Here is a 22576-nt window from a genome sequence, read left to right on the forward strand (position 1 = left end):
TCCGGTGCCGCCCGACGAGGTCCCGCCGCGGCGACCGCTCGTCAAGGGCTCGCCCGCGGGGCCCGCGCACGGCAATGTCGGTGGTGGCAGGGAGGATTCACGCATGCCGCACGTCCTCGATCGCTTCAGCCCCGCCACGCGGGCCTGGTTCGAGGGCGCCTTCCCCGCGCCGACGGCCGCCCAGGAGGGCGCATGGGCGGCGATCTCGAGCGGCGCGCACGCCCTCGTGGTCGCTCCGACCGGCTCGGGCAAGACGCTCTCGGCGTTCCTGTGGGCGATCGACCGGCTCGTCCAGGGCCCGCCGCCGGAGGACCCGCAGCACCGCACCCGCGTGCTCTACGTCTCGCCGCTGAAGGCGCTCGGCGTCGATGTCGAGCGCAACCTCCGCTCGCCGCTGGTCGGCGTCACGCAGACCGCGCTCCGGCTGAGCGCCGAGGGCATCGGCAGCGCGCCGTCGACGGTCACGGTCGGCGTCCGCTCCGGAGACACCCCCGCGGCCGAGCGCCGGGTGCTGCAGAAGACGCCGCCGGACATCCTGATCACCACCCCCGAGTCGCTCTACCTGATGCTCACCTCGGCCGCGCGGGAGTCGCTGCGCGGGGTCGAGACGGTCATCGTCGACGAGGTGCACGCGGTCGCCTCCACCAAGCGCGGCGCGCACCTCGCGGTCTCGCTCGAGCGGCTGGACGCGCTGCTGCCCCAGCCCGTGCAGCGCATCGGGCTCTCGGCCACGGTCCGTCCGCGCGAGGAGGTCGCGCGCTTCCTGGCCGGCCGCTCCCCCGTCACGATCGTCGCCCCGGTCTCCGAGAAGCAGTGGGACCTCAGCGTCGTCGTCCCCGTCGAGGACATGTCCGAGCTCGGCTCCACCGCCTCGCAGGACGGCTCCACCATGGGCGCCACCGGTCCGCAGAGCGGCTCGATCTGGCCGCACGTGGAGGAGTCGATCGTCGACCGCGTGCTCGCGCACACCTCGTCGATCGTCTTCGCGAACTCGCGGCGGCTGGCCGAGCGGCTGACGGCCCGGCTCAACGAGATCTACGCGGAGCGGCGCGAGGCCGAGGCCGAGCGCGCCCGCGAGGCCGGCGAGCCGGTCGCGGTCGGGGCGCTGCTCGGTGAGGCGGTCGGCGCCTCCGCCCGCCGGAGCCCCGCCGCGACGATGGGCGCCGCCGGAGCGACCAGCGGTACCGGTCAGGCCGCTCCCGAGGACGAGCCGCTCCTCGCCCGCGCGCACCACGGCTCGGTCAGCAAAGAGCAGCGGGCGATCATCGAGGACGACCTCAAGTCGGGCCGGCTGCGCTGCGTGGTCGCCACCTCGAGCCTCGAGCTCGGCATCGACATGGGCGCCGTCGACCTCGTCGTGCAGGTCGAGACCCCGCCGTCGGTGGCGAGTGCGCTCCAGCGCGTCGGCCGGGCGGGGCACCAGGTGGGCGAGGTCTCGCGAGGCTCGTTCTACCCCAAGCACCGGGCCGACCTGCTGCACTCCGCCGTCACCACCGAGCGGATGCGCGCCGGCCTGATCGAGGCGATCATGGTCCCGGCCAACCCGCTCGACATCCTCGCGCAGCAGACGGTCGCCGCCACGGCACTGGAATCGCTCGACGTCGACGAGTGGTTCGACACCGTCCGCCGCAGCGCCCCCTTCGTCGCCCTGCCGCGCTCGGCCTACGAGGCGACGCTCGACCTGCTCTCCGGCCGCTATCCCTCCGACCAGTTCGCGGAGCTGCGGCCCCGCGTCGTCTGGGACCGCGACGAGAACACCCTCACCGGCCGGCCCGGAGCGCAGCGCCTCGCGGTGACCAGCGGCGGGACGATCCCCGACCGCGGGCTGTTCGGCGTGTTCATGGTCGGCGAGCCCGGCTCGACCGGCAACCGGGTCGGCGAGCTCGACGAGGAGATGGTCTACGAGTCGCGCGTCGGCGACGTCTTCGCGCTCGGCGCGACCAGCTGGCGGATCCAGGAGATCACCTACGACCGCGTCATCGTCACGCCCGCCTTCGGCGAGCCGGGACGCCTGCCGTTCTGGAAGGGCGACTCGCAGGGCCGGCCGGCCGAGCTCGGCGAGGCGATCGGCGCCTTCACCCGCGAGATCGGCGGCGCCGCGGTCGAGACCGCCCGCGAGCGCTGCACCGCCGCGGGCCTGGACGAGTACGCGACCAACAACCTGCTGTCCTTCCTCGACGAGCAGCGGCTGGCCACCGGCCGCATCCCGGACGACCGCACGCTCGTGCTCGAGCGCTTCCGCGACGAGCTGGGCGACTGGCGTCTGGTGCTGCACTCGCCCTACGGGATGCAGGTGCACTCCCCCTGGGCCCTCGCCATCGGCGCGCGGGTCCGCGAGCGGCACGGGGTCGACGGCGCCGCGATGGCGGGCGACGACGGCATCGTCGTCCGGATCCCCGACACCGAGTCCGAGCCGCCCGGTGCCGAGCTCTTCCTCTTCGACCGCGACGAGCTCGAGCAGCTGGTGACCAGCGAGGTCGGCGGCTCCGCGCTCTTCGCCGCCCGGTTCCGCGAGTGCGCGGCGCGGGCGCTGCTGCTGCCCCGCTACAACCCGGGCAAGCGCTCGCCGCTCTGGCAGCAGCGCCAGCGCGCTGCCCAGCTGCTCGACGTGGCCCGCACCTACCCGACCTTCCCGATCATCCTCGAGACGGTGCGCGAGTGCCTCCAGGACGTCTACGACCTGCCCGCGCTGCTGCGCCTCGCCGCGCGGCTCGACGGCCGGGAGCTGCAGATCCTCGAGGTCGAGACGCCGACGGCCAGCCCGTTCGCCCGCTCGATGCTGTTCGGCTACGTCGCCGCCTTCATGTACGAGGGCGACAGCCCGCTCGCCGAGCGCCGCGCCGCCGCGCTCTCGGTCGACGCGACGCTCCTCGGCGAGCTGCTGGGCCGCGCCGAGCTGCGCGAGCTGCTCGACCCGCTCGTCCTGGCGCAGATCGAGCGCGAGCTGCAGCGGGTCGAGCCGGAGCGGCGCCTGCGCGGCCTCGAGGGAGCGGCGGACCTGCTCCGCCTGCTCGGCCCGCTGACGATCGACGAGCTCGGCGAGCGGCTGGTCGACGAGTCGGTGACGTCGGCCGACGTCGCGAAGGCCGCGCCGATCGCGCGCGGGACGCTCGAGGCGATCGTCGCCGAGCTGGTCCGCGCCAAGCGCGTCCTGCCGGTCGGTCTCGCGGGCGAGCAGCGCTACGCCGCGATGGAGGACGCCTCGCGCCTGCGCGACGCCCTCGGCGTGCCGCTGCCCATCGGCGTCCCCGTCGCCTTCATCGACCCGGTGCGCGACCCGCTCGGCGACCTCGTCGCCCGCTACGCCCGCACCCACGGCCCGTTCACCGCCGTCGCGGTCGCCGAGCGGCTCGGCCTCGGCGTCGCGGTCGTCAACGACACCCTTCGCCGGCTCTCCGGCGAGCGGCGCGTCTCCGAGGGCGAGTTCCGCCCGAACGGCACCGGCTCGGAGTGGTGCGACTCCGAGGTGCTGCGCCGCCTGCGCAGCCGCTCGCTCGCCGCGCTGCGCAAGGAGGTCGAGCCGGTCGACGCCGCCGCCTACGGCCGCTTCCTGCCGGCCTGGCAGCACCTCGGCGGCTCGCTGCGCGGCATCGACGGCGTCGCCTCCGTCATCGACCAGCTCGCGGGCGCGCCCATCCCCGCCTCGGCCTGGGAGTCGCTGATCCTCCCCGCGCGGGTGCGCGACTACTCGCCCGCCATGCTCGACGAGCTGACCGCGACCGGCGAGGTCCTCTGGGCCGGCGCCGGCACCCTCCCCGGCAACGACGGCTGGGTGAGCCTGCACCTCGCCGACACCGCCGGGCTCACGCTGCCCGTCCCCGCGGCCGAGGCGGTGCCGCTCGGCGAGCTGCAGCAGGAGATCGTCGGCGTGCTCGGCTCCGGCGGCGGCTACTTCTTCCGCCAGCTCTCCGACGCGGTCGGCTCCACCGACGACAAGACGCTGGTCGAGGCGCTGTGGGAGCTGGTCTGGGCGGGCCTGCTCACGAACGACACGCTCGCTCCGCTGCGCACCCTCGTCGGCTCGACCGGGGGCGCGCACCGGCAGCCGCGTGCCCCCGCCCGCGCCAGGGCGCCACGCGGCCGGATGACCGCCAGGCCCACCATGGCGACCCGCGTCGGCCCGCCCACCGCGGGCGGCCGCTGGTCGATCGTGCCGCTGGCGGAGTCGGACGCGACGATCCGCGGGCACGCGCTCGGCGAGACGCTGCTCGAGCGCTACGGCATCGTCACCCGCGGCTCCGTCCAGGCCGAGGGGGTGCTCGGCGGCTTCGCGCTCGCCTACAAGGTGCTCAGCGGCTTCGAGCAGCAGGGCCGCGCCCGCCGCGGCTACTTCATCGAGAAGCTCGGCGCCGCGCAGTTCGGCACCGCGGGCAGCGTCGATCGGCTCCGCACCTTCGCGCCGCAGGACGAGGCCCAGCAGCGCGCGCGACCGGTCTTCGCGCTGGCCGCGACCGACCCGGCGAACCCCTTCGGCGCGGCACTGCCGTGGCCGCAGGGCGAGGGCCACCGGCCCGGTCGCAAGGCGGGCGCTCTGGTCGCCGTCGTCGACGGCGAGCTCGCCGTCTACCTCGAGCGCGGCGGCAAGACGGCGCTGACCTTCTCGGCCGACGAGACCGTCCTGGCGGACGCGGCCGGAGCGCTCGCGCAGCTGGTCCGCTCCCGTGGGGTCGAGAAGCTCACCGTCGAGAAGATCGACGGCGTCTTCGCCCTGGGCACGCCCTTCGGCGACGCCCTGACCGCCGCCGGGTTCGTCGCGAACCCGCGCGGCCTGAGGCTGCGCGCGTGAGCGCCGGCCGCCACGAGAGGACCGCCCGTGCCCGAGGGTGACACCGTCTACCGCTCCGCCCACAACCTCGCCGACGCCCTCGACGGCCAGGTGCTGACCCGCTGCGACGTCCGCGTGCCGAAGTTCGCGACGGTCGACCTCACCGGCGAGACCATCGACTCCGTCGTCCCGCGCGGCAAGCACCTGCTGATGCGCATCGGCGACGCGCTGATCCACTCCCACCTCAAGATGGAGGGCAGCTGGCACCTCTACTCGCTGACCGGCGACCGGCCGAAGTGGCACCGCCCCGCCTTCCAGGCGCGCATCGTGCTCGAGACGGACGAGTGGCAGGCCGTCGGCTTCGAACTCGGCCTGCTCGAGATCGTGCCGCGGTCCGCCGAGGAGGACGTCGTCGGCTACCTCGGCCCCGACCTGCTCGGTGCGGACTGGGACGCCGACGAGGCACTCCGTCGCCTCACCGCCGACCCCGAGCGGCCGATCGGCCTGGCGCTGCTCGACCAGCGGATCATGGCCGGGCTCGGCAACGTCTACCGGGCCGAGCTCTGCTTCCTCCGCGGTGTGCTGCCCACGCGTCCCGTCGGCGAGAGCGGCGACCTCGTCCGCACCATCGCCCTCGCGAAGAAGCTGATCACCGTCAACCGCGAGCGCATCGAGCGGACGACGACGGGCAACCTCCGCCCCGGGCAGCAGCTGTGGGTCTACGGCCGCGACCGCAAGCCGTGCCGGCGCTGCGGCACCGCGATCCGCCGCGGCGAGCTCGGCGACGACGAGCTGCAGCTGCGGGTCACCTACTGGTGTCCGCGCTGCCAGACCTGACGCCCGGCGCTGTCGCGCTGCGTGCCCGCTACTCCTCGACGGCGGCCGAGCGGTGCCCGGGGACGTGCTTGACGTGCAGGGCGACGTCGCTGAGCCGCTCGATCCGGTCGACGTGGCGGGCGGCGCTCGCGTCCTCGGCGACGATCCAGCTGCCGACGAGCAGGTAGGGGTCGCGGCCGCCGGCGGTGAGCGGCCCGGTCACGGTGAAGGAGCCGATCGTCGGCGTCGAGAAGGTCACCCGCACCGGGTCTCCGTGGGCGAGCCCGTCGACGGACCGGTTCCCGTCGGCTCCCGCCTCCGGCTCGGGTGCGAGCGCGATGCTCTGGATCTCGGTCCCCGTGTTGAGGAAGACGTCGGCGACGACGAGCTCTCCGCCGACCGCCTGCCGGACGACGCCCTCGATGCCGTAGAGCCCGTAGCGCGGCGAGCGGACGAGCACCCGCACCGAGTCGCCGATCGAGACCTCCGCGAGGGCTCCGCGGATCGACGCGACGTCCCGCCGGGCGGGAGCTGCGGACAGGGCCTCGAGGATCGCACTGGACATCCCGCCAGGCTAGCCGGTCGAGCGAGAAAGATGCGCTGAGACGAGTGCTGCACGACCCTCGATGATGCAGGCACCGGAGGAGCAGAGGGCTATCGGCCCGCGGGGAAGCGGGCTCTCGAGGAGTGCGGAGACGGTGGGATTTGAACCCACGGAACCCAATAAAGGGTTCTCCACCTTAGCAGGGTGGTGCACTCGACCGGACTATGCGACGTCTCCTGAGCGCCCGCCAGGCGAACGCACGACGACCACTATAACCGCACCCGGGAGCCGGGCGTGACACCCGGCGCTGCGGCGCTACTGCTCGTCGAGGGTGCGGCCGACGGTGCAGGTCTGCTGGTCGGCGGTCTGGCCGGTGACGTCGCTCGGGAGGGCGACGGCGGTCTCGCCCGGAGCCGGCGTCGCCGGGTCCGCGGTCGCAGCGGGGTCCGAGGTGGCCGCGTCCGAGGTGGCCGGATCCGAGGGAGCCGCCGAGCCGGTCGCGGCGGGCGTCGACCCGTCGGCCGACTCCGAGCCGCCGCCGGTGGTGCCGGTGAGGGCGATCGGCTGGTCGGCCAGGAGGGCGGCGTTCAGCGTCGCCGACGCCTCCTCGCTCGGGTAGACGCCGTCGCCGTCGATGTAGGTCGGGTACTGGACGAAGACGACGCTGGCGAGGTCCACGTCCTTCACCGCGAGGCCGATCGAGACGAGGGTGTTGACGTTCTCGAGCGAGGTGGAGAGCTGCATGTTCGAGACGGCCGCCTTGCCGAGGCCGTAGAGGGCGACGGGGTTCGAGAGCGTCGAGGCGTCCTTCACCTTGCGCACCAGCGACGACAGGTACACCTGCTGGCTGGAGATGCGCGTGAGGTCGCTGCCGTCGCCGACGCCGTGCCGGGTGCGCAGGAAGGCGAGCGCCTCGGCGCCGACCAGCGTGTGCGTGCCGGCGGTGAGGTTCAGGCCGGTGTACTCGTCCTCGATCGGGGTGGCGACGCAGACGTCGACCCCACCCACCGCGTTCGACATCTCGATGACGCCGTCGAACTGGATGAGGGCGGCGTAGGGGATGTCGAGGCCGGTGAGCTGCTCCACGGTCTGCACGGTGCAGGCCAGCCCGCCGTAGCTCAGCGAGGTGTTGATCTTGGCGGAGCGGAGCGCGTCCGAGACGGTGCCCGTCGCCGGGTCGGTGCAGGACGGGATCGGCACGTACATGTCGCGGGGGAAGCTGATCACCTCGACCGTGGAGTGGTCCTCGGAGATGTGCATCAGCATCGTGACGTCGTTGAGGTTCTCGGAGCGGTCGCCGTACGCGCCCGCCGCGGAGCCCTCGGCGCTGTCGCTGCCCGCGAGCAGGATGTTGACGCCGCCCTCGATCGCGCCGATCTCCGGGACGGCGGAGCCGGCGTCGGTCGAGCCGATGCCGAGGTCGACGGAGGGACGCGCGCTGCCCGCGATCATCGAGAGGGCGATCACCACGATCGAGATCGTGCTGAGCACGCCGACGCCGACGCAGGCCGCGAGGATCCGCCCGGCGAACCGGAGTCCGCTGTGCGGCCGCAGCCGCCCGTGACGGGCCGCTGTCCGGCGCGAGACGACGGGGTCGGTCATCGGTTCCGCCTCCGGCGTCAGCCGAAGAACCCGACCGAGCAGGTCTGCTGATCGGCGGGCTGGCCGGTGATGGCCTCCGGGAGCTCGACCGGTGCGCCGGCCGCGGGCGTGCCGGGCGCGGCGGTCGCGCCGGGAGTCGCCTCCGCGGTCGCGAGCGGGTCGGTCGTGGCGGGGCCGGCGGCGGGGGCCTCGGTCGCCGCAGGAGCCGCGGGCTCACCCGAGGTCGTCGCGCCGGCGCCGGTGCCACCGGTGAGGGCGATCGGCTGGTCCGTCTGCAGGGCGGTGGCGAGCACGTCGCCCGCGGTGCGGTCGGGGACGACGCCACCGGACACCGAGCCGGTCGGGTACTGCGCGAACACGACGTTCGCGATGTCGACGTCCTTGAGCGCGAGGCCCATCTGCACGAGGGTATTGACGTTGTTGAGCTCGGTCGAGAGCGTCATGTTGCCCAGGGCGGCCTTGGCGAGTCCGTAGAGCGCGACCGGGTTGAGCAGCGTGTCGGCGCTCTTGACCTGGCGGACCAGCGAGGAGAGGAAGACCTGCTGGTTGCTGATCCGGGTCAGGTCGCTGCCGTCGCCGATGCCGTGCCGGCTGCGGAGGAACTGCAGCGCGGCCATGCCCTCGAGCGAGTGCACGCCGGGCTCGAGGTAGGTGTTGGTGTACGGATCCGCGATCTCGGTCGCGACGCAGACGTCGACTCCGCCGATCGCGTTCGACATCTCGATGACGCCGTTGAACTGCACGACCGCGCCGTAGTCGACCCGGACGCCGAGCAGCTCCTCCGCGACGCCGGCGACGCAGCCGAGGCTGACGTCCTTGCCCATCGCCTCGTTGATCTTGGTGTCGTAGCGGGCGGGGATGGTCTCCCCCGTCACCGCGTTGACGCAGGACGGGATGTCGACGTACATGTCGCGGGGGAAGCTGACGACGGTCGCGTTGCTGTGGTCGGCCGAGACGTGCATCAGCATGTTCACGTCGTTGAGGACGCTGGTCTCCTCGTCCGGGTCACCGTAGGCGTCGCCCTGACCCTGGCGAGAATCGCTGCCGACGACGAGGACGTTGAATCCGCCCTCGAGGGCGCCGATCTCGGGGACCGAGCCGGCCGCGACCTCGGAGCCCGCCGCGATCGGGTGCAGGCTGACGGACGGCTGGGCGGACTGCACGAGCAGCGTCGCGGCGATCGCGACGATCGAGATCGAGGCGACGATGCCCACTCCCGAGACGGTCGCAGCGGCCTTGACGAGGGTCCGCGGCAGGCTGTGGCGCTTCTGCCGTCCGTGCCGGACGTGGGGTCGCGGCGTGCGCGCCGACTCGTCCGCGGCGGAGTGGTCCGTCGAAGGGCGCGTCGTGCGCATCCGTCTCCCGTTCGTCTGTGGGCTGGGGGTGGTGGGGCTGGGGTGTGGAGCTGAGGGCGGGCCTGGGACCCGCGGGCGCGGAGGAGGGGACTCCCACCGCGTCGGGACATAGTACCCAGAGCGCTCCGGAAAGCCATCCGTCGCCCGGAATTCGCGCCGGAGGGCAGGGGCGGCCGCGCCACACGGCCACCCGCCCCGCGCTCAGCCCTGCTGCTCGACGACGCTGATCGCCCAGACCACCCCGAAGCGGTCGGTGAGCATGCCGAAGCCGGCCGACCAGGCCGACGCCGCGAGCGGCTCGACGACGCTCGCTCCGTCGATGAGCGCGTCCCAGTGGCCGGTCGCCTCCCCGAGCGTCGCGGCCTGCAGGGCCAGGAAGAAGGGACGGTCGGTGATCGTCGTGCCGTTCTCGCGGCGCGTGGCTCCCGCCTGCAGGTCCGCCTCGCTCGAGGGGACGTCGTACGCCATCACGGTGAAGCCGCCCGCGCCGACGACCTGGCCGTGGACGACGCGATCGGTGTCGGGCAGGCCCGCCGGCATCCCGAAGTCGCCGTATGTGCGGACGACGGCCCGGCCGCCGAAGACGGCGGCGTAGTACTCGAGGGCGGCGCGGGCCGCTCCGGTGAAGTTGAGGTGGGCGACGACTGCTGCGGTCATGGGTGTGCTCCTTCGCTGCGCGGTGGTGGGGCCGCGGTTCTCCCCGTTCTTCCGGGGCTTGAGAACACGATCTCGTCGGTACCGGCCAGGGAACGTCCGCTTCGCGCGCGATGATCGATCCGTGCCCACCTCCTCCTCGCCCTCCACCTCGAAGCGGCTGCTCACCCTCCTGTCGCTGCTGCAGTCGCGCCGCGACTGGTCGGCACCGGTGCTGGCGGGGCGACTCGAGGTGAGCGAGCGCACCGTCCGGCGCGACGTCGAGCGGCTGCGCGAAGTGGACTACGTGATCGAGACCACGCGCGGCCCCGACGGCGGCTACCGCCTGGCCGCCGGCACGGAACTGCCGCCGCTGCTCTTCGACGACGAGCAGGCCGTCGTGATCGCCCTGGCGCTGCGGACCGCCGGCGCCCTCGGCACCGACCTCGACGAGGCGGCCGAGCGGGCGCTCCGGACGATCCGCCGACTGCTGCCGAGCCGCCTCGCGCACCGGATCGACGGACTCGCGGCGAGCGCCGGCACCGCGACCCGCCCGGCCGAGGCGCACGCCGACGCCGGGGTGCTGCTGCGGATCGGCGACGCGATCCGCGACGCGCTGACCCTGCGGTTCGACTACGACTCCTTCGCAGGACCGGCCGACGCCGAACCCGCCGCCCGCACGACCGAGCCGCACCACCTCGTCCTTGCCGGCGGCCGCTGGTACCTGATCGGCTGGACTCCCGAGCGCGACGACTGGCGCACCTACCGGGTCGACCGGATCCGGCTCCGCAGTCACACCGGCGCCAGCTTCACCCCGCGGTCCGTGCCGGGCGGCGACCCCGCGGCGTTCCTCTCAGCCCGCTTCAAGGGCTCGACCGGCGCAGACACCTGGCCGTGCGGGGGCTCGGCGATCCTCGACGCCGACGCCGTGCAGATCGCCCCGTACCTCGGCGACGGCACGCTGAGCGTCGAGCCGGACGGCCGCTGCCGGATCCGCGTCGGCTCCTGGTCCTGGCCCGGCGTCGCCGCGTCGATCGCCCGCTTCGACGCGCCGATCACCGATGTGGAGCCGGTCGAGCTCCGCGCGGCGTTCGCCCGCCTGGCCGCGCGAGCAGTGGACGCCGCGCGCCCGGGCGACGACACCGGCTGACCGACGCGCCGACGCCCGGGCTCAGGGCCGCAGCGTCCGCCGGAGGAACCGCACCTGATCCTCGAGGCTGGCCTGCGACACGGCGGCGTCCGGCACCAGCTGATCGAAGACGTGGTACGTGCCGGCCCAGAGCCGCAGATCGACGGGGACCCGGTCCTCGAGGAGCCGCGCTCCGAATCGGAGCGCCTCGTCGCGCAGGGGATCGAGCTCGGCGGCCAGGAGATAGGTCTCGGGCAGTCCGATCAGCGACTCCCGTCGCGCCGGTGCCGCGTACTCGTCGGCCGGCGCACCGGCGAGGTAGAGCCGCCACATGACCGCGGCGTTGCGGTTGTCCCAGACCGGCGTGGCGTCGAACTCCCGCATCGACGAGCTGTGCAGGCGGTCGTCCAGCACGGGGAACAGCAGCAGCTGCGCCCGCGGCACCCGCTCCCCCTCGTCGAGGGCGAGCATGCTCACTCCCGCCGCCAGTGCGCCGCCGGCGCTGACGCCGGCGACCGCGATCCGGGCGGGATCGATCCCGAGCTCGGCCGCTCGCTCGATCATCCACCGGAGCACCGCCCGGCAGTCGCGGAGGCCGTGCGGATACGCGTGCTCCGGCGCGAGACGGTAGTCGACCGAGACGACGAGGCAGCCCGCGTCCCCCGCGTAGCGCAGGCAGCGGGCGTTCTCGGAGAGGGTGTCCCCCGCGACGAAGGCGCCGCCGTGCAGGAAGAGCAGCGCGGACCCGACGGACGCCGACGGGCGATAGAGCCGGAGGCCGATGTCGTGTCCGTCGAGGCGCACCGAGCGCGACTCGATCGCGACGGACCCGCCGAATTCCACCTCGGCGGACGACGGCTGCATCGTCGACGAGCCCATCAGTCGCCGGGTGCCCTCGACGTCGTTCAGATCGGGCCGGAGCATCAGCTCGGTGGCGGCGGCGAGCTCAGCGTCCACGGCGGCCACCGCCTGCCGCGCCCAGGGCGCTCACGCCTCGTCCGGCTCCGCCTCGGCGATGCGCAGCAGCTGCAGCGCGAGCCACGCGTCGTTGCGCTGCACGGCGTCGAACACGTCGATCCCCAGCTTCGCGCCCACGTTCTTCAGCCGGTGCCCCAGCGAGCTGTGGTGCAGCAGGAGCTCCGTCGCCGCCGCGCGGACGTTCGCGTGGCGGCAGTACGCGTCCAGGGCGAGGATCTCGCCCAGACCGACGGGCGTCCGCACCAGGAGCTGCATCCGCTGCACGAGCTCCGAGCCGGCGGCCTCCGCCGGGGAGACCCGGGCGAGGCAGCGCAACGAGCCGAGCGCGTCGTGCGCGAGCGCGCGCGGACCGAGCACCGGCGAGCACAGCCGCAGCGTGCGCAGCGCGGAGAGGTAGGAGTCCCGCGGCGAGAGCGCCGAGGCCGTCGCGCCGACGGCGACGGTCTCGGCGCCCTCGGGGAGCGTGCCCGGCCGCGTCCCGGGACCGTGCAGCAGCACCGCGTGCGCCGTCCCGAAGCGCACGGGAGCGGTGCAGCGGTGCTCCGGCCCGCACCACTCCCGCCAGCCGCGCGGATCCGAGAGCGGTCCGCTCGCGCCCCGGGCGAGGACGACGCGCACTCGCCAGTCCGGCCGGAAGCCCAGCCGCCGGAGCGCCTCCTCCCGGTGCTCCGTGATCGAGGGCAGCGCCTCGATGAGCATCCGCAGCGGCTCGCCGTCGCCCAGCCGGGCCGCGTCGGCCTGCCGGATGAGGATCGTGGCCGCTGTCAGGGACATGCGCTCGAGGATCAGCTGCGCCATGTCCGGGTCGCTGCTCGCGGGCACCACCCAGACCAGGCCGGCGTCCGCCGTGTCCCCGCCGATCGTCGTGCTGATCGCGCCGGTCGGCGGATCGTGCGGCCTCGCGCGTCCGAGGCTGTCGAAGCCGCAGCCACCGCCCGGACCAGCGAACCCCGCCTCGGTCCCGATCAGCATCGCCGTCGAGCGCACCAGCTCGTCGATCCCGGCCCGGAACTGCTGGAGCTTGTCGAAGAAGCTGACGACGCGCAGCGCGTCCGCACCGCTCTCGCCGCCCTCGGACAGCCGCCGGAGAAGACCCTCCATGCGTCACAGCCTCACTCGTCATCGCGTGCTCGCAACCGGTCGATCGCCAGGGCGAGCACCAGCACGGTCCCCGTCGCGATGCCCTGCCAGTAGGACGATACATTCAGGATCACGAGGCCGTTGCTCAGCGTCGAGAGGAAGACGATGCCGAGCGCCGTGCGCGGAATGCTGCCGCGGCCGCCGAAGAGCGAGGTCCCGCCGAGCACGACCGCGGCGAAGATGTCGAACTCGGCGCCCTGGCCGTTGTTCGCGGATCCGGAGCCGAGCCGCCCCGCGAGGAGCACGCCGGCCACCGCCGAGAGCGCCCCGGCGACCACGAAGACCTGCATCGCGTGCAGGTTCACCCGCAGCCCCGCGACCCTCGAGGCCCGCCCGGACGAGCCGATCGCGTAGGACCGCAGTCCCCAGGTCGTCGTGCGCATCACGAGCCACGCGACGACGTAGAGGACGGTCACGAGCACCACCGCGACCGGGAGCGGGCCGATCGACCCGGTGCCGACCCAGAGCAGGAGGTCGAAGCCCTCGACGACCGGCGCCGCGATCGACTGCCCGCTGGTCCAGACCTGAGCGGCACCGCGCACCACCAGCGCCACCGCGAGCGTCGAGATGAACCCCGGGATCCGGAGGCTCTCGGTCAGGACGCCGTTGACGAGGCCGAGCAGGGCCCCGAGCGCGATCGCCCCGAGGACGGCGACGAGCGGCGGCAGCCCGGCCTGCAGGAGCGAGACGCAGGTGATCCCGGACGCCGCGATCAGCGCGCCCTGGCTGATGTCGAGCCGGCCGGCGATCAGGATGATCGTCGCGCCGATCGCCGCGACGCCGAGCACCGCCGACTGCCGCAGCACGACGAAGAGGTTGTCCACGGTGAAGAACGTCGTCGAGCTGACGGCGAAGACGACGATCATCACGGCCAGCGCCACCGGGAGGACGATCGTGGCGAGGCGCTCCTGGTCGAACCCGCGGCGCGGAGCGCGGGCCACTCCGGGAACGGGCGTGTCGAGGCGGGTCATGACACGCCTCCGGTCGCTGCGGACAAGAGTTCTCCTTCGGTGGCGGTGGTCGCCGGGAGCTCCCGGACGACGGCGCCGTTGCGGACGACGACGATCCGATCGCAGGCGGCGCGCAGCTCGGCGATCTCCGAGCTGATGAGCAGGACGGCGACGCCCTGCGCGGTGAGATCCCAGACCGTGTCGATGAGATCGGCCTTGGCCCGGACGTCGATGCCGTGGGTGGGCTCGTCGAGGACGAGCAGGGACAGGTCCTCGGCGAGCAGGCGCCCGACGAGGACCTTCTGCTGATTGCCCCCGGAGAGCGAGCGGATGTCGAGGGCGTCGCTCGCGGCCTTGATCCGCAGCCGGGACGTCATCTCGGCGACGAGGGCGGTCACCGCGCGCCGGTCGAAGACGCCGCCTCGAGCGACGTTCCGCGGCGCCCGGACGATCATGTTCCGCCGCACGCTGAGGTGCGGCAGGATTCCCTCGCTGCGGCGGTCCTCGGAGAGGTACGCGACACCGCGGGCGAAGCCGGCGGCGGCGGAGCGGGGACGGTAGGGCCGGCCGGCCAGCTGCATCGAGCCGGACTGCAGGGCCTCCAGCCCGGCGATCGAGCGGCCGATCGACGACTTGCCCGCGCCGACGAGCCCGAAGACGCCCAGCACCTCGCCCCGCCGGATCGCGAGGTCGACGGGCGGGCGTCCCTTGACCACCAGAGCACTGCCGACGAAGGCGGGCTCGCCGAAGACGGCCGCCCGCTCGACCCGGGTGACAGCGGCGGACCCGGGCACCATGGCGTCGACCACCTGCGGCAGCACGGCCGCGGTGGCGCCGAATTCGCCGGCGACGCGCCCGTCCCGCAGCACGACGATGCTGTCGCAGAGCTGGACGACCTCGTCGAGCCGGTGCGAGATGAAGACGACGCCGACGCCCTCGTCGCTGAGCGAGCGCATCACGCGGAAGAGGCGAGCCGCCTCGAACGGCGTGAGCGAGGACGTCGGCTCGTCCAGGAGCAGGACGGATCCGGCGCTGCGCAGCGCGCGGGCGGCCGCGATCAGCTGGCGGTCGCCGATCGACACGTCGCACACCGGGGTGTCGACGTCGTTCTCGAGCCCCATCCGGCGCAGCAGCGCGCGAGCGGCCTCGCGCATCCGCCGCCGGTCGAGCCGCAGCGCCCGCTGGAACACCCGCTCGTCGCCGAGGAAGAGGTTCTCGGCGATCGTGAGATCGGGAACGAGATCCAGCTCCTGGCGCACCACGCCGATGCCCTTCTGCTGCGCCTCCCGAGGGCTGGAGAACGAGACGGGCTCCCCGTCCACCCGCAGCTCGCCGGAATCGGGTGGCAGCTGGCCGGTCAGGATGTTGATCAGGGTGGACTTGCCCGCCCCGTTGGCGCCGGCCAGTCCGAGGATCCGGCCCGCGTGCACCGTGAGATCGACGCCGGTGAGGGCCGCGACCCCGCCGAAGGACTTGCTCACTCCGCAGACGGTGAGGACGGGGGCGCTGCCGTGCAGTGCCGTCATCCGAGGGAGTCCAGGATCCCCTGGGCGTTCTCCGCCGTCACGAGCTCGACGGGCACGATCTGCTCGCGCTCCACGTCGCCGCCCGAGGAGAGCTCGAGGACCGCTCGGGCGATGATCTCGCCCTGCTGGACCGGGAAGAGTCCCACCGTCGAGACGACCTCCCCGGACAGGACGCCCTGGAGGATCCGCGCGTCCTCGCCGCCCGTGACGATCGCCACGTCCTCGCCGGGGGTGCGTCCCGAGGCCTTGACCGCGGAGAGCGCCCCGAGCGCGCTGGAGTCGTTCAGGCCGACGATCAGGTCGAGATCGGGGTGCGCCTGCAGGACGGTCGAGGTCTGCGCGTTGCCGGTGTCCTCCTGATACGCCTCGACCTCGCTGACGAGCGTCCACTCCCCCTCCCCGAGCGCCGCGTCGAGCCCCGCGATCACGCCCTCGTGCCGGGCGATCAGCGGTGCACCGCCCGAGTCCTGGTGCAGGATCGCGACGGTGGGCTTCTCGTCCGCGCGGTTCGCCGCGAGCCAGCCGCCGGCGCTCTCGCCCTCGAGCTCGCCGAAGGCGCGGTCGTCGAGGTTGAAGACGACATCCGCCTCGGGGATGTCGGTCGCGAGGCCGATGACGAGGACGTCCTGCCCCGCCAGGCGGCGCGCCACCGGCGAGATCGCCTTCGGGTCCGTCGGGCACACGATCACCGCCTTGGCGCCGGCCGCGACGAGGTTCTCGATGCCGGAGACCTGCTCGCCGGACTCGCCGTCGGGGTCGGAGGTGACGACGTCGATGCCGCAGTCGCCGAGGACGCTCTGCAGTCCCTTCTCGACCAGCGGGAAGTAGCCGCCCGAGTTGGAGTACGGCGAGTAGCCGACGCGGGTGAGCCCGACGCCGTCGCACTCGGCCGGGCGCTCGCCGGCCGGGGGCGACGGGGTCGCGCTCTGACAGCCGGTCAGCGGCAGCAGCACCACCACGGCCGCGGCAAGTGCCGACGTCAGGCGGCGGGATCTCGTGGTGGGTCCGTGGACGTGCATCGTGTCTCCTTCGACAGGCAGTGCGGGTGGGGCGACTCCTCGCGAGGGGATCGACGCCACCGGCCACTCTGCCGACGCAGCGGCCCGGAGTCATCCGGACAGCGACGCGCTTTCGCCCGCCATCTGGCGGATGGCAGCGCCACCACGGATGCGCCGAGCGGTGGGGTGACCGAGCTCGGATCCCGGTCACCCGTTCATCGGAGGGGTGGGCCCGACGGTGACCGGCGCAGGGTCGAGGAGACGCCTCGGGGATCGACCCGGGCGCGACGCGCACCGAGTGAAGGAGAAGAGACCATGAACGAGAAGCACCTGACGGACGTCCGGGACCTGCCGATGACCGTGTTCGAGGTGGCGGACCAGGGCGGGGTCGTCGAGTCCCTCACCGCCGGTCATGGCATGAAGGAGCTCGCCGACTCCAACTGCGTCTGCTACATCTGCTGCGGCGGCCCCGCCGCCTGAGCGCCGAGGGCGCGCCGGTCGCCCCTTCGACGCGGCAAGCGAGCACGCGTCCCTCCGCGTGCCGCACCGGGCTCCCGTCCCGCTTCACGCAGGACGGGAGCCTTCTGCCGTCCGCGGCGACGCCGGAGGGGCAGCCCACCGGCCCTCCGGCGAGACCGTCTCGGCCACCGCCGCTGCGTACTCGGCGTGCCGGTCGTGGGTCGGCTGCCCGAAGGACCGCTGCAGGACCGTGCCGAGGAGCCGGGCGCAGTCGCCGTTGCGATCCGCGTCGCCGGCGCCCTCGGGCCGCAGGACGAAGCCGCCGACGACCGCTCCGACCGCCAGCCGCCCGGATTCCGAGCGCGCGTCGCCGAGCACGAGGTGGTGGCGGCTGAGGGCGCCGAGGTAGCCCGGATCGGAGAGCCGGGAGACGAGCGAGAGCCCGAGCCGGTCGGGCGCTCCGGGCCGGGCGCCGCGCGAGCCGAGGACCGCGCTGTCCCCTCGGTTGTAGGCGCTGAGCAACGGCACCGCCATGGTCCCGTGGTAGAGCATCGCGGCCGTGAGGCCGAACGCGACCAGCTCCGGCCGGCGCAGGAGGGCCGCCCCGAGCTCGGCGTCGATCCGGCCCGCCTCGCGGACGAGGACGGCGTCGAGGAGCTCGTCCTTGCTGCTCCAGTGCAGGTAGAGCGTGCCCTTGCCGACGTGCGCGGCGTCGGCCACGTCCTGCATGCAGACCTTGCGGTAGCCCCAGCGGAGGACGAGATCGCGCATCGCGTCGAGGATGCGCTCGCGCCGCCGCGGGTCTGCGGTCTCGGGTCGGCGCGGATGGGCGACCTCCGAGCCCCGGCGGAGACCCGGGTCGGTCGACGCGTCAGCTCCGCTCCCTGATGACGGCGTCACGGGAACGGGTGCGGATCGGGGTTCAGCTCGTCCGGGAGCAGGTCGCGGTCGAGCCGACCGAGCCGACGCGGCAGCTCGAGGAGCCGGGGAAGCCCGTCGATCCTGCGATTGCGGTGGCCGAACGTCATCGGCACGGCGCCCGGCACGAGCACCTTCACGCAGGCGAATCCGCCCGCGCGGTGCTCCGGCGTGGTCTGGTCGACGACGAGCACCTCGCCGATCCGGTCCACCGCGGCGCGGAGATCGACCGCCAGGTCCGAGGCGTCCGGGCGCACGCGGTCCGCTCCGCCGATGTCGTCGGTGCGGATCGTCGGACCGCCGCGGAGGAAGTCGAGGCGGTGGCGGGCGTCCGGGTGCGCGTAAAGGGCGGAGTGGTCGAGCATCGTGCGCACGGCGGAGGGGTCGCGCACCATCTCCGCGGCGTGCGCCTCCTCGCCCGGGTAGCGCCGGAGGAGGTCCGCCAGGATCGGGCCGAGCTCGTTCATCGCGCCGAGCAGGGCGCGCTCGGGGTCCAAACCCGCCCCGGCCGTGCTGAGGGCGGCCGGTCCGGAGCCGCCCTGCCGCGTCGCCAGCAGCCACACCGCCGGGATGCCCCAGTCCGTCGTGACGTCGAAGGCGGCGACGTCGTAGCCGGTCGCCGCCGTGATCGCCGCCGCCTGCTCCGCGACGAGCGGGTCGCGGCAGCTGCTCAGGTCGATGCCGGCCGGCGTGCTGCGGGTGTACCAGGTGCAGAGGAAGGCGTCGCGCTCGACCGTCTCCAGCAGGCCGTGCAGGGCGGCCTCCTCCCAGGAGGAGCCGAGCGCGCAGCCGTTCGAGACCTCGTAGTAGGAGACGGGGTCGTCCCCGCGCAGTCGCTGCGAGAAGTAGTAGGCGAGGGCCTCGGGGACCAGGCGCGCGCGGCCCTCGGCGAAGGAGTGCGCCCAGACCCACTGGATCGGCACGTCCTCGTCGAACCGCCGGTAGCGGAAGGCCGCATCGTCGTAGGACTCGTCCGGATGCCGGCCGAAGACGTCGGGATGCACGGCCTCGGCGGCGAGATCCCGGTAGCTCCCGCGCACCGTCGACCGGCGTCCGCCCGGGGCGACTCCCCCGTAGCGCTCGAGCGCCTCCAGCACCGCGGTGACCTCGGCGGACCGGTAGTCGCGGCCGCGTCCGTAGCCCGGCTCGACGAGGCCGTCGAGCCGCATCGGCATCGGCGCGGCCGCCATGACCAGCCCGCCCTCGTCCCCGCGCCGCGTGGCGGCGATCGTCCCGCAGAAGGGGTCGATGTAGAGGGAGCAGAGGGCGTCGGCCTCGCCGACGACGTCGCGGATCCGCGCTCCGAACGGAACGGTCTTGGGCTGCGGCGCGAGGACGTGCTGGGCAGCCGCGGCGGTGTCCTCCGGGAGGTCGCCGCAGAGCACGCAGAGGGGCTCGGGGAGGAAGGCGTGGAACTCCACCGCCAGGGTGTCGAGGCGGACCACCGCGACCCGGCGCTGGGCACCCGCAGCCTCGCGCTCCCGGGCCAGGAGGCGCTCGAGCGCGATCGCCGCGACGTCGGTCGCCAGCTCGTCGAGCGCCTCGGGGCGGCGGCTCTCGAGCTGCTCCGCGTACTCCGCCGTCAGCCGCACCCGCCACGGCTCCGCGCCGCCGAGGCGTTCCCGCCGGAGCGCCAGGCACCGCGGGCAGCCCGGGAGTCCGGGGCGGACGAGGGGCCCGATGACGATGCGGTTCACCTCGACGTGCACGGGCAGCCACGGGACGTCCGCGGCAGGACGACTCGGGATCCGCCAGGTGTCGGACGCCCGGACGACGACCCCGCTCGCCGCGCCGACGCCGGCCAGTGCGCCCTGGAGCAGTCCGTCCGCGGCGTCCGCAGCGTCGATCTCACCCGTGCTCACGGCAGGATCACCACCTTCCGGACGACGAGCCCGAGTCGCGCGACGACGGGATCGTGGTCCAGGTCGACCACGACCGCCCGCGGATCGGAGGTGGGAGCCGCTTCGACGGCGAGCCTCAGCGCCTCCTCCTCAGTGGCGGCGACCCCGAGGCCGCCAGTCGCCGGAGGGGCGTCCGAGCAGCGGAAGGCGAGGGAGACCGGTATCCGGACGGTCGCGCTGTCGGCCAGGCGCCGGCCCGGCACGGTGCACTCCGCGGGTGCGGCGACGATGTCGCGGACCGCCGCGCGCAGCTGCTCGAGGGTCGCGGTCGGCGCGGCGACGGCGCGTCCTGCGGCGTCGAGCACCCGGCGCGGATCGAGGACCGACTCCGCGCGGATCGCGAGTGCCCGGCGCACGGCGTCCGCCCGTGCCTCCGCGAAGTCCGCGCCCTCGCCGACGACCTCGACGTCGCGCCGGTCGGTAACGGCGTCGCAGGCGACCAGCGCTCGGGAGTGGTGCCGCGGCACCTGCGGCAGGTCCGCCTCCTCGATCAGCCGGACGACCCCGAAGTCGGGATCGACGAGCGTCATCGCGCGCTCCTCGAACGGGCCGGTCGCCTCCGGCTGCCCGGCCTGCCACGGGTGCGGGCTGATCCGGGTGAGCACGGTTCCGTCCGCAGTGACCGTCGTGGCCCGCCACGGATCCGTGCGACCGGAGGCAGCGCGGCGGACCAGCTGGGCGACGGCCAGCCGGAGCACGTGCCCCTCGGGCCTGCCCGCCTCGACCCCGCGCTCTGCCGCTGCCACCAGCACCGGGAGCAGCTCCGCGCCGGGCGCCGGGCCGACGACCAGCGCCGCGCCGTCACGCAGCAGCACCGCCCCGTACGTCCGCTCCGGGTGCTCGCGGACCTCGTCGATCAGCCACCGCCCCCCGACCGGGCCGACCGCGAGCGAGCACTCGGGGAGCGCACGGCCGCTCCGCGCCACCGCGCGCTGCAGGAGCTCTGTCTCGCCGAGGAGGCGGACGCGACCGGCGACGGGAGCCTCCCGGAGGAGGCCGAGGCTGAGCATCGCGCTCCGCACGCGCCGGACCTGATCCGCCCGGGCGGGATCGAGCGACCGCGCCCGCTCCTCGACGTCGTCCCCGGCCAGGATCCACGCCGCGATCACGCGCATCCAGCCCGCCACCTCGCCGGTCAGCTCGATGTCACCGGCGGCGGTCATGCCGTAGGTGCGCCCCTCGTGGTCGATGACGCAGGCGCTGGTGTCCACGGTGAGGGTCATCGCGTCACCGCCGGCACCGGTCGCGGAGTCGAGCCGACGATGAACTGGCCCACGCTGCACTCGAGGAGCGGGTCGCGACCGGTCGCCTCGGCGAAGGCGACGGGGTCGTCGGTGCCGAGCGGGCAGCCCGCCAGTCCCATCGCGCTGCACGCCCCGGCGAGGGCCTGGTAGAGCACCCCGGTGTCCTTCAGCACGAGCTCGAGCGCCATCCTCTGGTACTTCCACATCACCCGGCCGACACGGGCGGAGACGACGATCAGGACCTGCGGGGTGACCCCGGTCGCCGCGACCCCACTCGCGACCTGGACCATCCGGCGCACGGCGGGAGCGCCGATGCCGCACACCTCCTCGAGCTCGTGGCGGTGCGCGTCGTAGTGGTAGAACGCCGGCCCGAGCCCGGCGCAGCGCGAGACGGCGAGGTACAGCTCGAGCTCCGCGAGCGAGCCGCCGGACGGGCGCGGCGAACTGACCACCTCCGTCCCGTGGTCGATGCGCAGCCCGCGGACCCGGGCCGTCCGGAACAGGAGCTCGCCGAGCTCGGCGACGTCGATCGGCGCGGCGTCGTCGTGCTCGCGCAGGGACGCCCTGCGCTCGACGACCTCGGCGTAGGGCGGGTCGCTCGCGCGCAGGGCGGCGAGATCGACCGCGGGGAGTGCGACCCGGCGCCCGCCGAACGGGACCGGGGCGGCGCCTTCCGGAGGGAAACCCGCCTTCCCACCCCACCATGTGCCTCCGAAGTCGGCGGCCGGGCCGCGATAGCCCTGCCTGCTGCGGTCGTGGAAGAGCAGCTCGTGGGGTGCCCACTGCCGGTAGCGGAACTCGGTGTCCTCCGGTCCGCCCGGCAGCGCGAGGAACCCGTGCCGCTGGAGCTCGCGGCGCAGGGCGGCGGCGAGACCGCCGGAGCCCGAGAGTGCGTCGGCGAGCAGCGATCGCCGCTGCAGCACGATCTCGGCGCTGGCCAGCGGGGACTCGACGAGCAGGTCGGCGCCGTCGCGGCGGACCACCGCGAACCTCGAGAGGTCGAGGTCGGCGGACGGCTCAGGAGCGGGCTCGACCGCGGCCCGCAGCGGGCGGACGACGAAGCCGGGACCGTCGTCGTCCCCGAACTCCTGGACGAGCCAGCCTTCCTCGCGCAGCCGCGCAGTCACGGCATCGTCGGCACCGCCCGGCCCGCCCTCGACGAGCTGCCGGAGTCGCTCGTCGACGTCCGCGCCGTCGCCGAGCGCCAGGGCTCGTGGCCACGCCATCACGGTCGTGCCGTTGGCGTCCCGTGTCGCGTACACCCCCGCTCGCAGGCGCTCAGTGCGAGGTCCCGGCACGTTCTCGTCGCTCATGACGGCTCCTTCTCCCTCGAGAGGCGGGCGGCCCGAAGCTCAGAAGGTGCGTCTCGGCGGAGGCGACCCGTCTCGAATATCGACAGAACGTCACTTTAGCGTCGGGGCCCGACGACGCGATCGCTGTGCGCCAGGGACGCGCAACAGGCCCTCCATGCTGATCGAGCAGCCCGCGCAACAGGCGCTCCATGCTGATCGAGTAGCCCGCGCAGCGGGCGTATCGGTGATTGCCTTGGTGTGTCGCGGGGTTCTGACTCGTCTGCGTATCTGACGCCTGGCAGGGCTGTCTGGATCTCGAACTGTCG

At 73.9% G+C, this 22576-nt stretch carries 17 protein-coding genes and 1 tRNA gene; 4 read left to right on the forward strand and 14 right to left on the reverse strand.

What is annotated here, in order from left to right:
* Positions 1-103: 103 nt before the first annotated feature.
* Together EDF43_RS07025 and EDF43_RS07030 are read left to right on the forward strand one after the other, a co-directional pair.
* The gene (locus EDF43_RS07025) at positions 104-4786 is read left to right on the forward strand and encodes an ATP-dependent helicase (RefSeq protein WP_132436053.1); all 4683 of its coding nucleotides are present in this window, start codon (positions 104-106) and stop codon (positions 4784-4786) included.
* A gap of 27 nt (positions 4787-4813) precedes the next feature.
* The gene (locus EDF43_RS07030; RefSeq protein ID WP_132436054.1) at positions 4814-5602 is read left to right on the forward strand and encodes a DNA-formamidopyrimidine glycosylase family protein; all 789 of its coding nucleotides are present in this window, start codon (positions 4814-4816) and stop codon (positions 5600-5602) included.
* A 28-nt stretch (positions 5603-5630) separates the two neighbouring features.
* Here the strand turns inward: EDF43_RS07030 and EDF43_RS07035 are convergent, their stop codons facing one another.
* The 5 genes from EDF43_RS07035 to EDF43_RS07055 all read right to left on the reverse strand — a co-directional run bounded on the left by EDF43_RS07035 (position 5631) and on the right by EDF43_RS07055 (position 9739).
* Positions 5631-6146, reverse strand: a complete 516-nt coding sequence (locus EDF43_RS07035) for a hypothetical protein (RefSeq protein ID WP_123735009.1) — start codon at positions 6144-6146, stop codon at positions 5631-5633.
* A 125-nt stretch (positions 6147-6271) separates the two neighbouring features.
* Positions 6272-6362: transfer RNA gene (locus EDF43_RS07040), tRNA-Ser, on the reverse strand.
* Between the two features lie 78 nt (positions 6363-6440).
* Complete coding sequence (locus tag EDF43_RS07045) at positions 6441-7727, reverse strand: LCP family protein (RefSeq protein ID WP_123735008.1); 1287 nt, start codon at positions 7725-7727, stop codon at positions 6441-6443.
* Between the two features lie 17 nt (positions 7728-7744).
* Positions 7745-9082 (reverse strand): LCP family protein, encoded by a 1338-nt coding sequence (locus EDF43_RS07050; RefSeq protein ID WP_123735007.1) that lies wholly within the window; start codon positions 9080-9082, stop codon positions 7745-7747.
* 201 nt (positions 9083-9283) lie between these two features.
* Complete coding sequence (locus EDF43_RS07055; RefSeq protein WP_132436055.1) at positions 9284-9739, reverse strand: VOC family protein; 456 nt, start codon at positions 9737-9739, stop codon at positions 9284-9286.
* 121 nt (positions 9740-9860) lie between these two features.
* Here EDF43_RS07055 and EDF43_RS07060 point away from each other — a divergent pair, with 121 nt between their 5' ends.
* On the forward strand, positions 9861-10865 hold the full coding sequence (locus EDF43_RS07060) for a WYL domain-containing protein (protein WP_132436056.1): 1005 nt from the start codon (positions 9861-9863) through the stop codon (positions 10863-10865).
* 21 nt (positions 10866-10886) lie between these two features.
* Here EDF43_RS07060 and EDF43_RS07065 read toward each other — a convergent pair whose 3' ends face one another.
* From EDF43_RS07065 to EDF43_RS07085, 5 genes are read right to left on the reverse strand one after another with little or no spacing between them, the layout of a single operon-like run.
* On the reverse strand, positions 10887-11801 hold the full coding sequence (locus tag EDF43_RS07065) for an alpha/beta hydrolase (RefSeq protein WP_132436057.1): 915 nt from the start codon (positions 11799-11801) through the stop codon (positions 10887-10889).
* A 30-nt stretch (positions 11802-11831) separates the two neighbouring features.
* Positions 11832-12923: a helix-turn-helix domain-containing protein gene (locus EDF43_RS07070; RefSeq protein ID WP_132436058.1), complete on the reverse strand. Its 1092-nt coding sequence runs from the start codon at positions 12921-12923 to the stop codon at positions 11832-11834.
* An 11-nt stretch (positions 12924-12934) separates the two neighbouring features.
* A complete protein-coding gene (locus EDF43_RS07075; protein WP_123733488.1) occupies positions 12935-13933 on the reverse strand; it encodes an ABC transporter permease in 999 nt (332 codons plus the stop codon).
* Positions 13930-15438, reverse strand: a complete 1509-nt coding sequence (locus EDF43_RS07080) for a sugar ABC transporter ATP-binding protein (protein WP_132436059.1) — start codon at positions 15436-15438, stop codon at positions 13930-13932. Before EDF43_RS07080 ends, EDF43_RS07075 begins: the two co-directional genes overlap by 4 nt.
* The gene (locus EDF43_RS07085) at positions 15435-16457 is read right to left on the reverse strand and encodes a sugar ABC transporter substrate-binding protein (RefSeq protein WP_123735001.1); all 1023 of its coding nucleotides are present in this window, start codon (positions 16455-16457) and stop codon (positions 15435-15437) included. The genes EDF43_RS07080 and EDF43_RS07085 overlap by 4 nt, the downstream gene beginning before the upstream one ends.
* A 294-nt stretch (positions 16458-16751) precedes the next feature.
* Between EDF43_RS07085 and EDF43_RS07090 the strand changes: the two genes are divergently transcribed.
* Positions 16752-16916, forward strand: a complete 165-nt coding sequence (locus EDF43_RS07090; protein WP_123445007.1) for a thiomuracin/GE37468 family thiazolyl RiPP peptide — start codon at positions 16752-16754, stop codon at positions 16914-16916.
* An 84-nt stretch (positions 16917-17000) separates the two neighbouring features.
* Here the strand turns inward: EDF43_RS07090 and EDF43_RS07095 are convergent, their stop codons facing one another.
* The 4 genes from EDF43_RS07095 to EDF43_RS07110 all read right to left on the reverse strand — a co-directional run bounded on the left by EDF43_RS07095 (position 17001) and on the right by EDF43_RS07110 (position 22271).
* Positions 17001-17666: a TetR/AcrR family transcriptional regulator gene (locus EDF43_RS07095; RefSeq protein WP_132436060.1), complete on the reverse strand. Its 666-nt coding sequence runs from the start codon at positions 17664-17666 to the stop codon at positions 17001-17003.
* Between the two features lie 125 nt (positions 17667-17791).
* A complete protein-coding gene (locus tag EDF43_RS07100) occupies positions 17792-19675 on the reverse strand; it encodes a TOMM precursor leader peptide-binding protein (protein ID WP_132436061.1) in 1884 nt (627 codons plus the stop codon).
* Entirely contained in the window at positions 19672-20937 is a 1266-nt protein-coding gene (locus tag EDF43_RS07105; protein ID WP_132436062.1) for a hypothetical protein, read from the reverse strand. The genes EDF43_RS07100 and EDF43_RS07105 overlap by 4 nt, the downstream gene beginning before the upstream one ends.
* Positions 20934-22271, reverse strand: a complete 1338-nt coding sequence (locus EDF43_RS07110) for a SagB family peptide dehydrogenase (protein WP_132436063.1) — start codon at positions 22269-22271, stop codon at positions 20934-20936. The genes EDF43_RS07105 and EDF43_RS07110 overlap by 4 nt, the downstream gene beginning before the upstream one ends.
* Positions 22272-22576: the final 305 nt, after the last annotated feature.

The organism is Rathayibacter sp. PhB179 (assembly GCF_004345345.1).
GTDB classification, from domain to species: Bacteria; Actinomycetota; Actinomycetes; order Actinomycetales; family Microbacteriaceae; genus Rathayibacter; species Rathayibacter festucae.

What these genes read in the sequence shown, in the direction of transcription:
- EDF43_RS07025 (WP_132436053.1), top strand. Translation starts at nt 104, where the DNA reads ATGCCGCACGTCCTCGATCGCTTCAGCCCCGCCACGCGGGCCTGGTTC.
- EDF43_RS07055 (WP_132436055.1), bottom strand. Translation starts at nt 9,739, where the DNA reads ATGACCGCAGCAGTCGTCGCCCACCTCAACTTCACCGGAGCGGCCCGC.
- EDF43_RS07070 (WP_132436058.1), bottom strand. Translation starts at nt 12,923, where the DNA reads ATGGAGGGTCTTCTCCGGCGGCTGTCCGAGGGCGGCGAGAGCGGTGCG.
- EDF43_RS07045 (WP_123735008.1), bottom strand. Translation starts at nt 7,727, where the DNA reads ATGACCGACCCCGTCGTCTCGCGCCGGACAGCGGCCCGTCACGGGCGG.
- EDF43_RS07095 (WP_132436060.1), bottom strand. Translation starts at nt 17,666, where the DNA reads ATGCGCGATCTCGTCCTCCGCTGGGGCTACCGCAAGGTCTGCATGCAG.
- EDF43_RS07105 (WP_132436062.1), bottom strand. Translation starts at nt 20,937, where the DNA reads ATGACCCTCACCGTGGACACCAGCGCCTGCGTCATCGACCACGAGGGG.
- EDF43_RS07090 (WP_123445007.1), top strand. Translation starts at nt 16,752, where the DNA reads ATGAACGAGAAGCACCTGACGGACGTCCGGGACCTGCCGATGACCGTG.
- EDF43_RS07035 (WP_123735009.1), bottom strand. Translation starts at nt 6,146, where the DNA reads ATGTCCAGTGCGATCCTCGAGGCCCTGTCCGCAGCTCCCGCCCGGCGG.
- EDF43_RS07080 (WP_132436059.1), bottom strand. Translation starts at nt 15,438, where the DNA reads ATGACGGCACTGCACGGCAGCGCCCCCGTCCTCACCGTCTGCGGAGTG.
- EDF43_RS07075 (WP_123733488.1), bottom strand. Translation starts at nt 13,933, where the DNA reads ATGACCCGCCTCGACACGCCCGTTCCCGGAGTGGCCCGCGCTCCGCGC.
- EDF43_RS07110 (WP_132436063.1), bottom strand. Translation starts at nt 22,271, where the DNA reads ATGAGCGACGAGAACGTGCCGGGACCTCGCACTGAGCGCCTGCGAGCG.
- EDF43_RS07085 (WP_123735001.1), bottom strand. Translation starts at nt 16,457, where the DNA reads ATGCACGTCCACGGACCCACCACGAGATCCCGCCGCCTGACGTCGGCA.
- EDF43_RS07050 (WP_123735007.1), bottom strand. Translation starts at nt 9,082, where the DNA reads ATGCGCACGACGCGCCCTTCGACGGACCACTCCGCCGCGGACGAGTCG.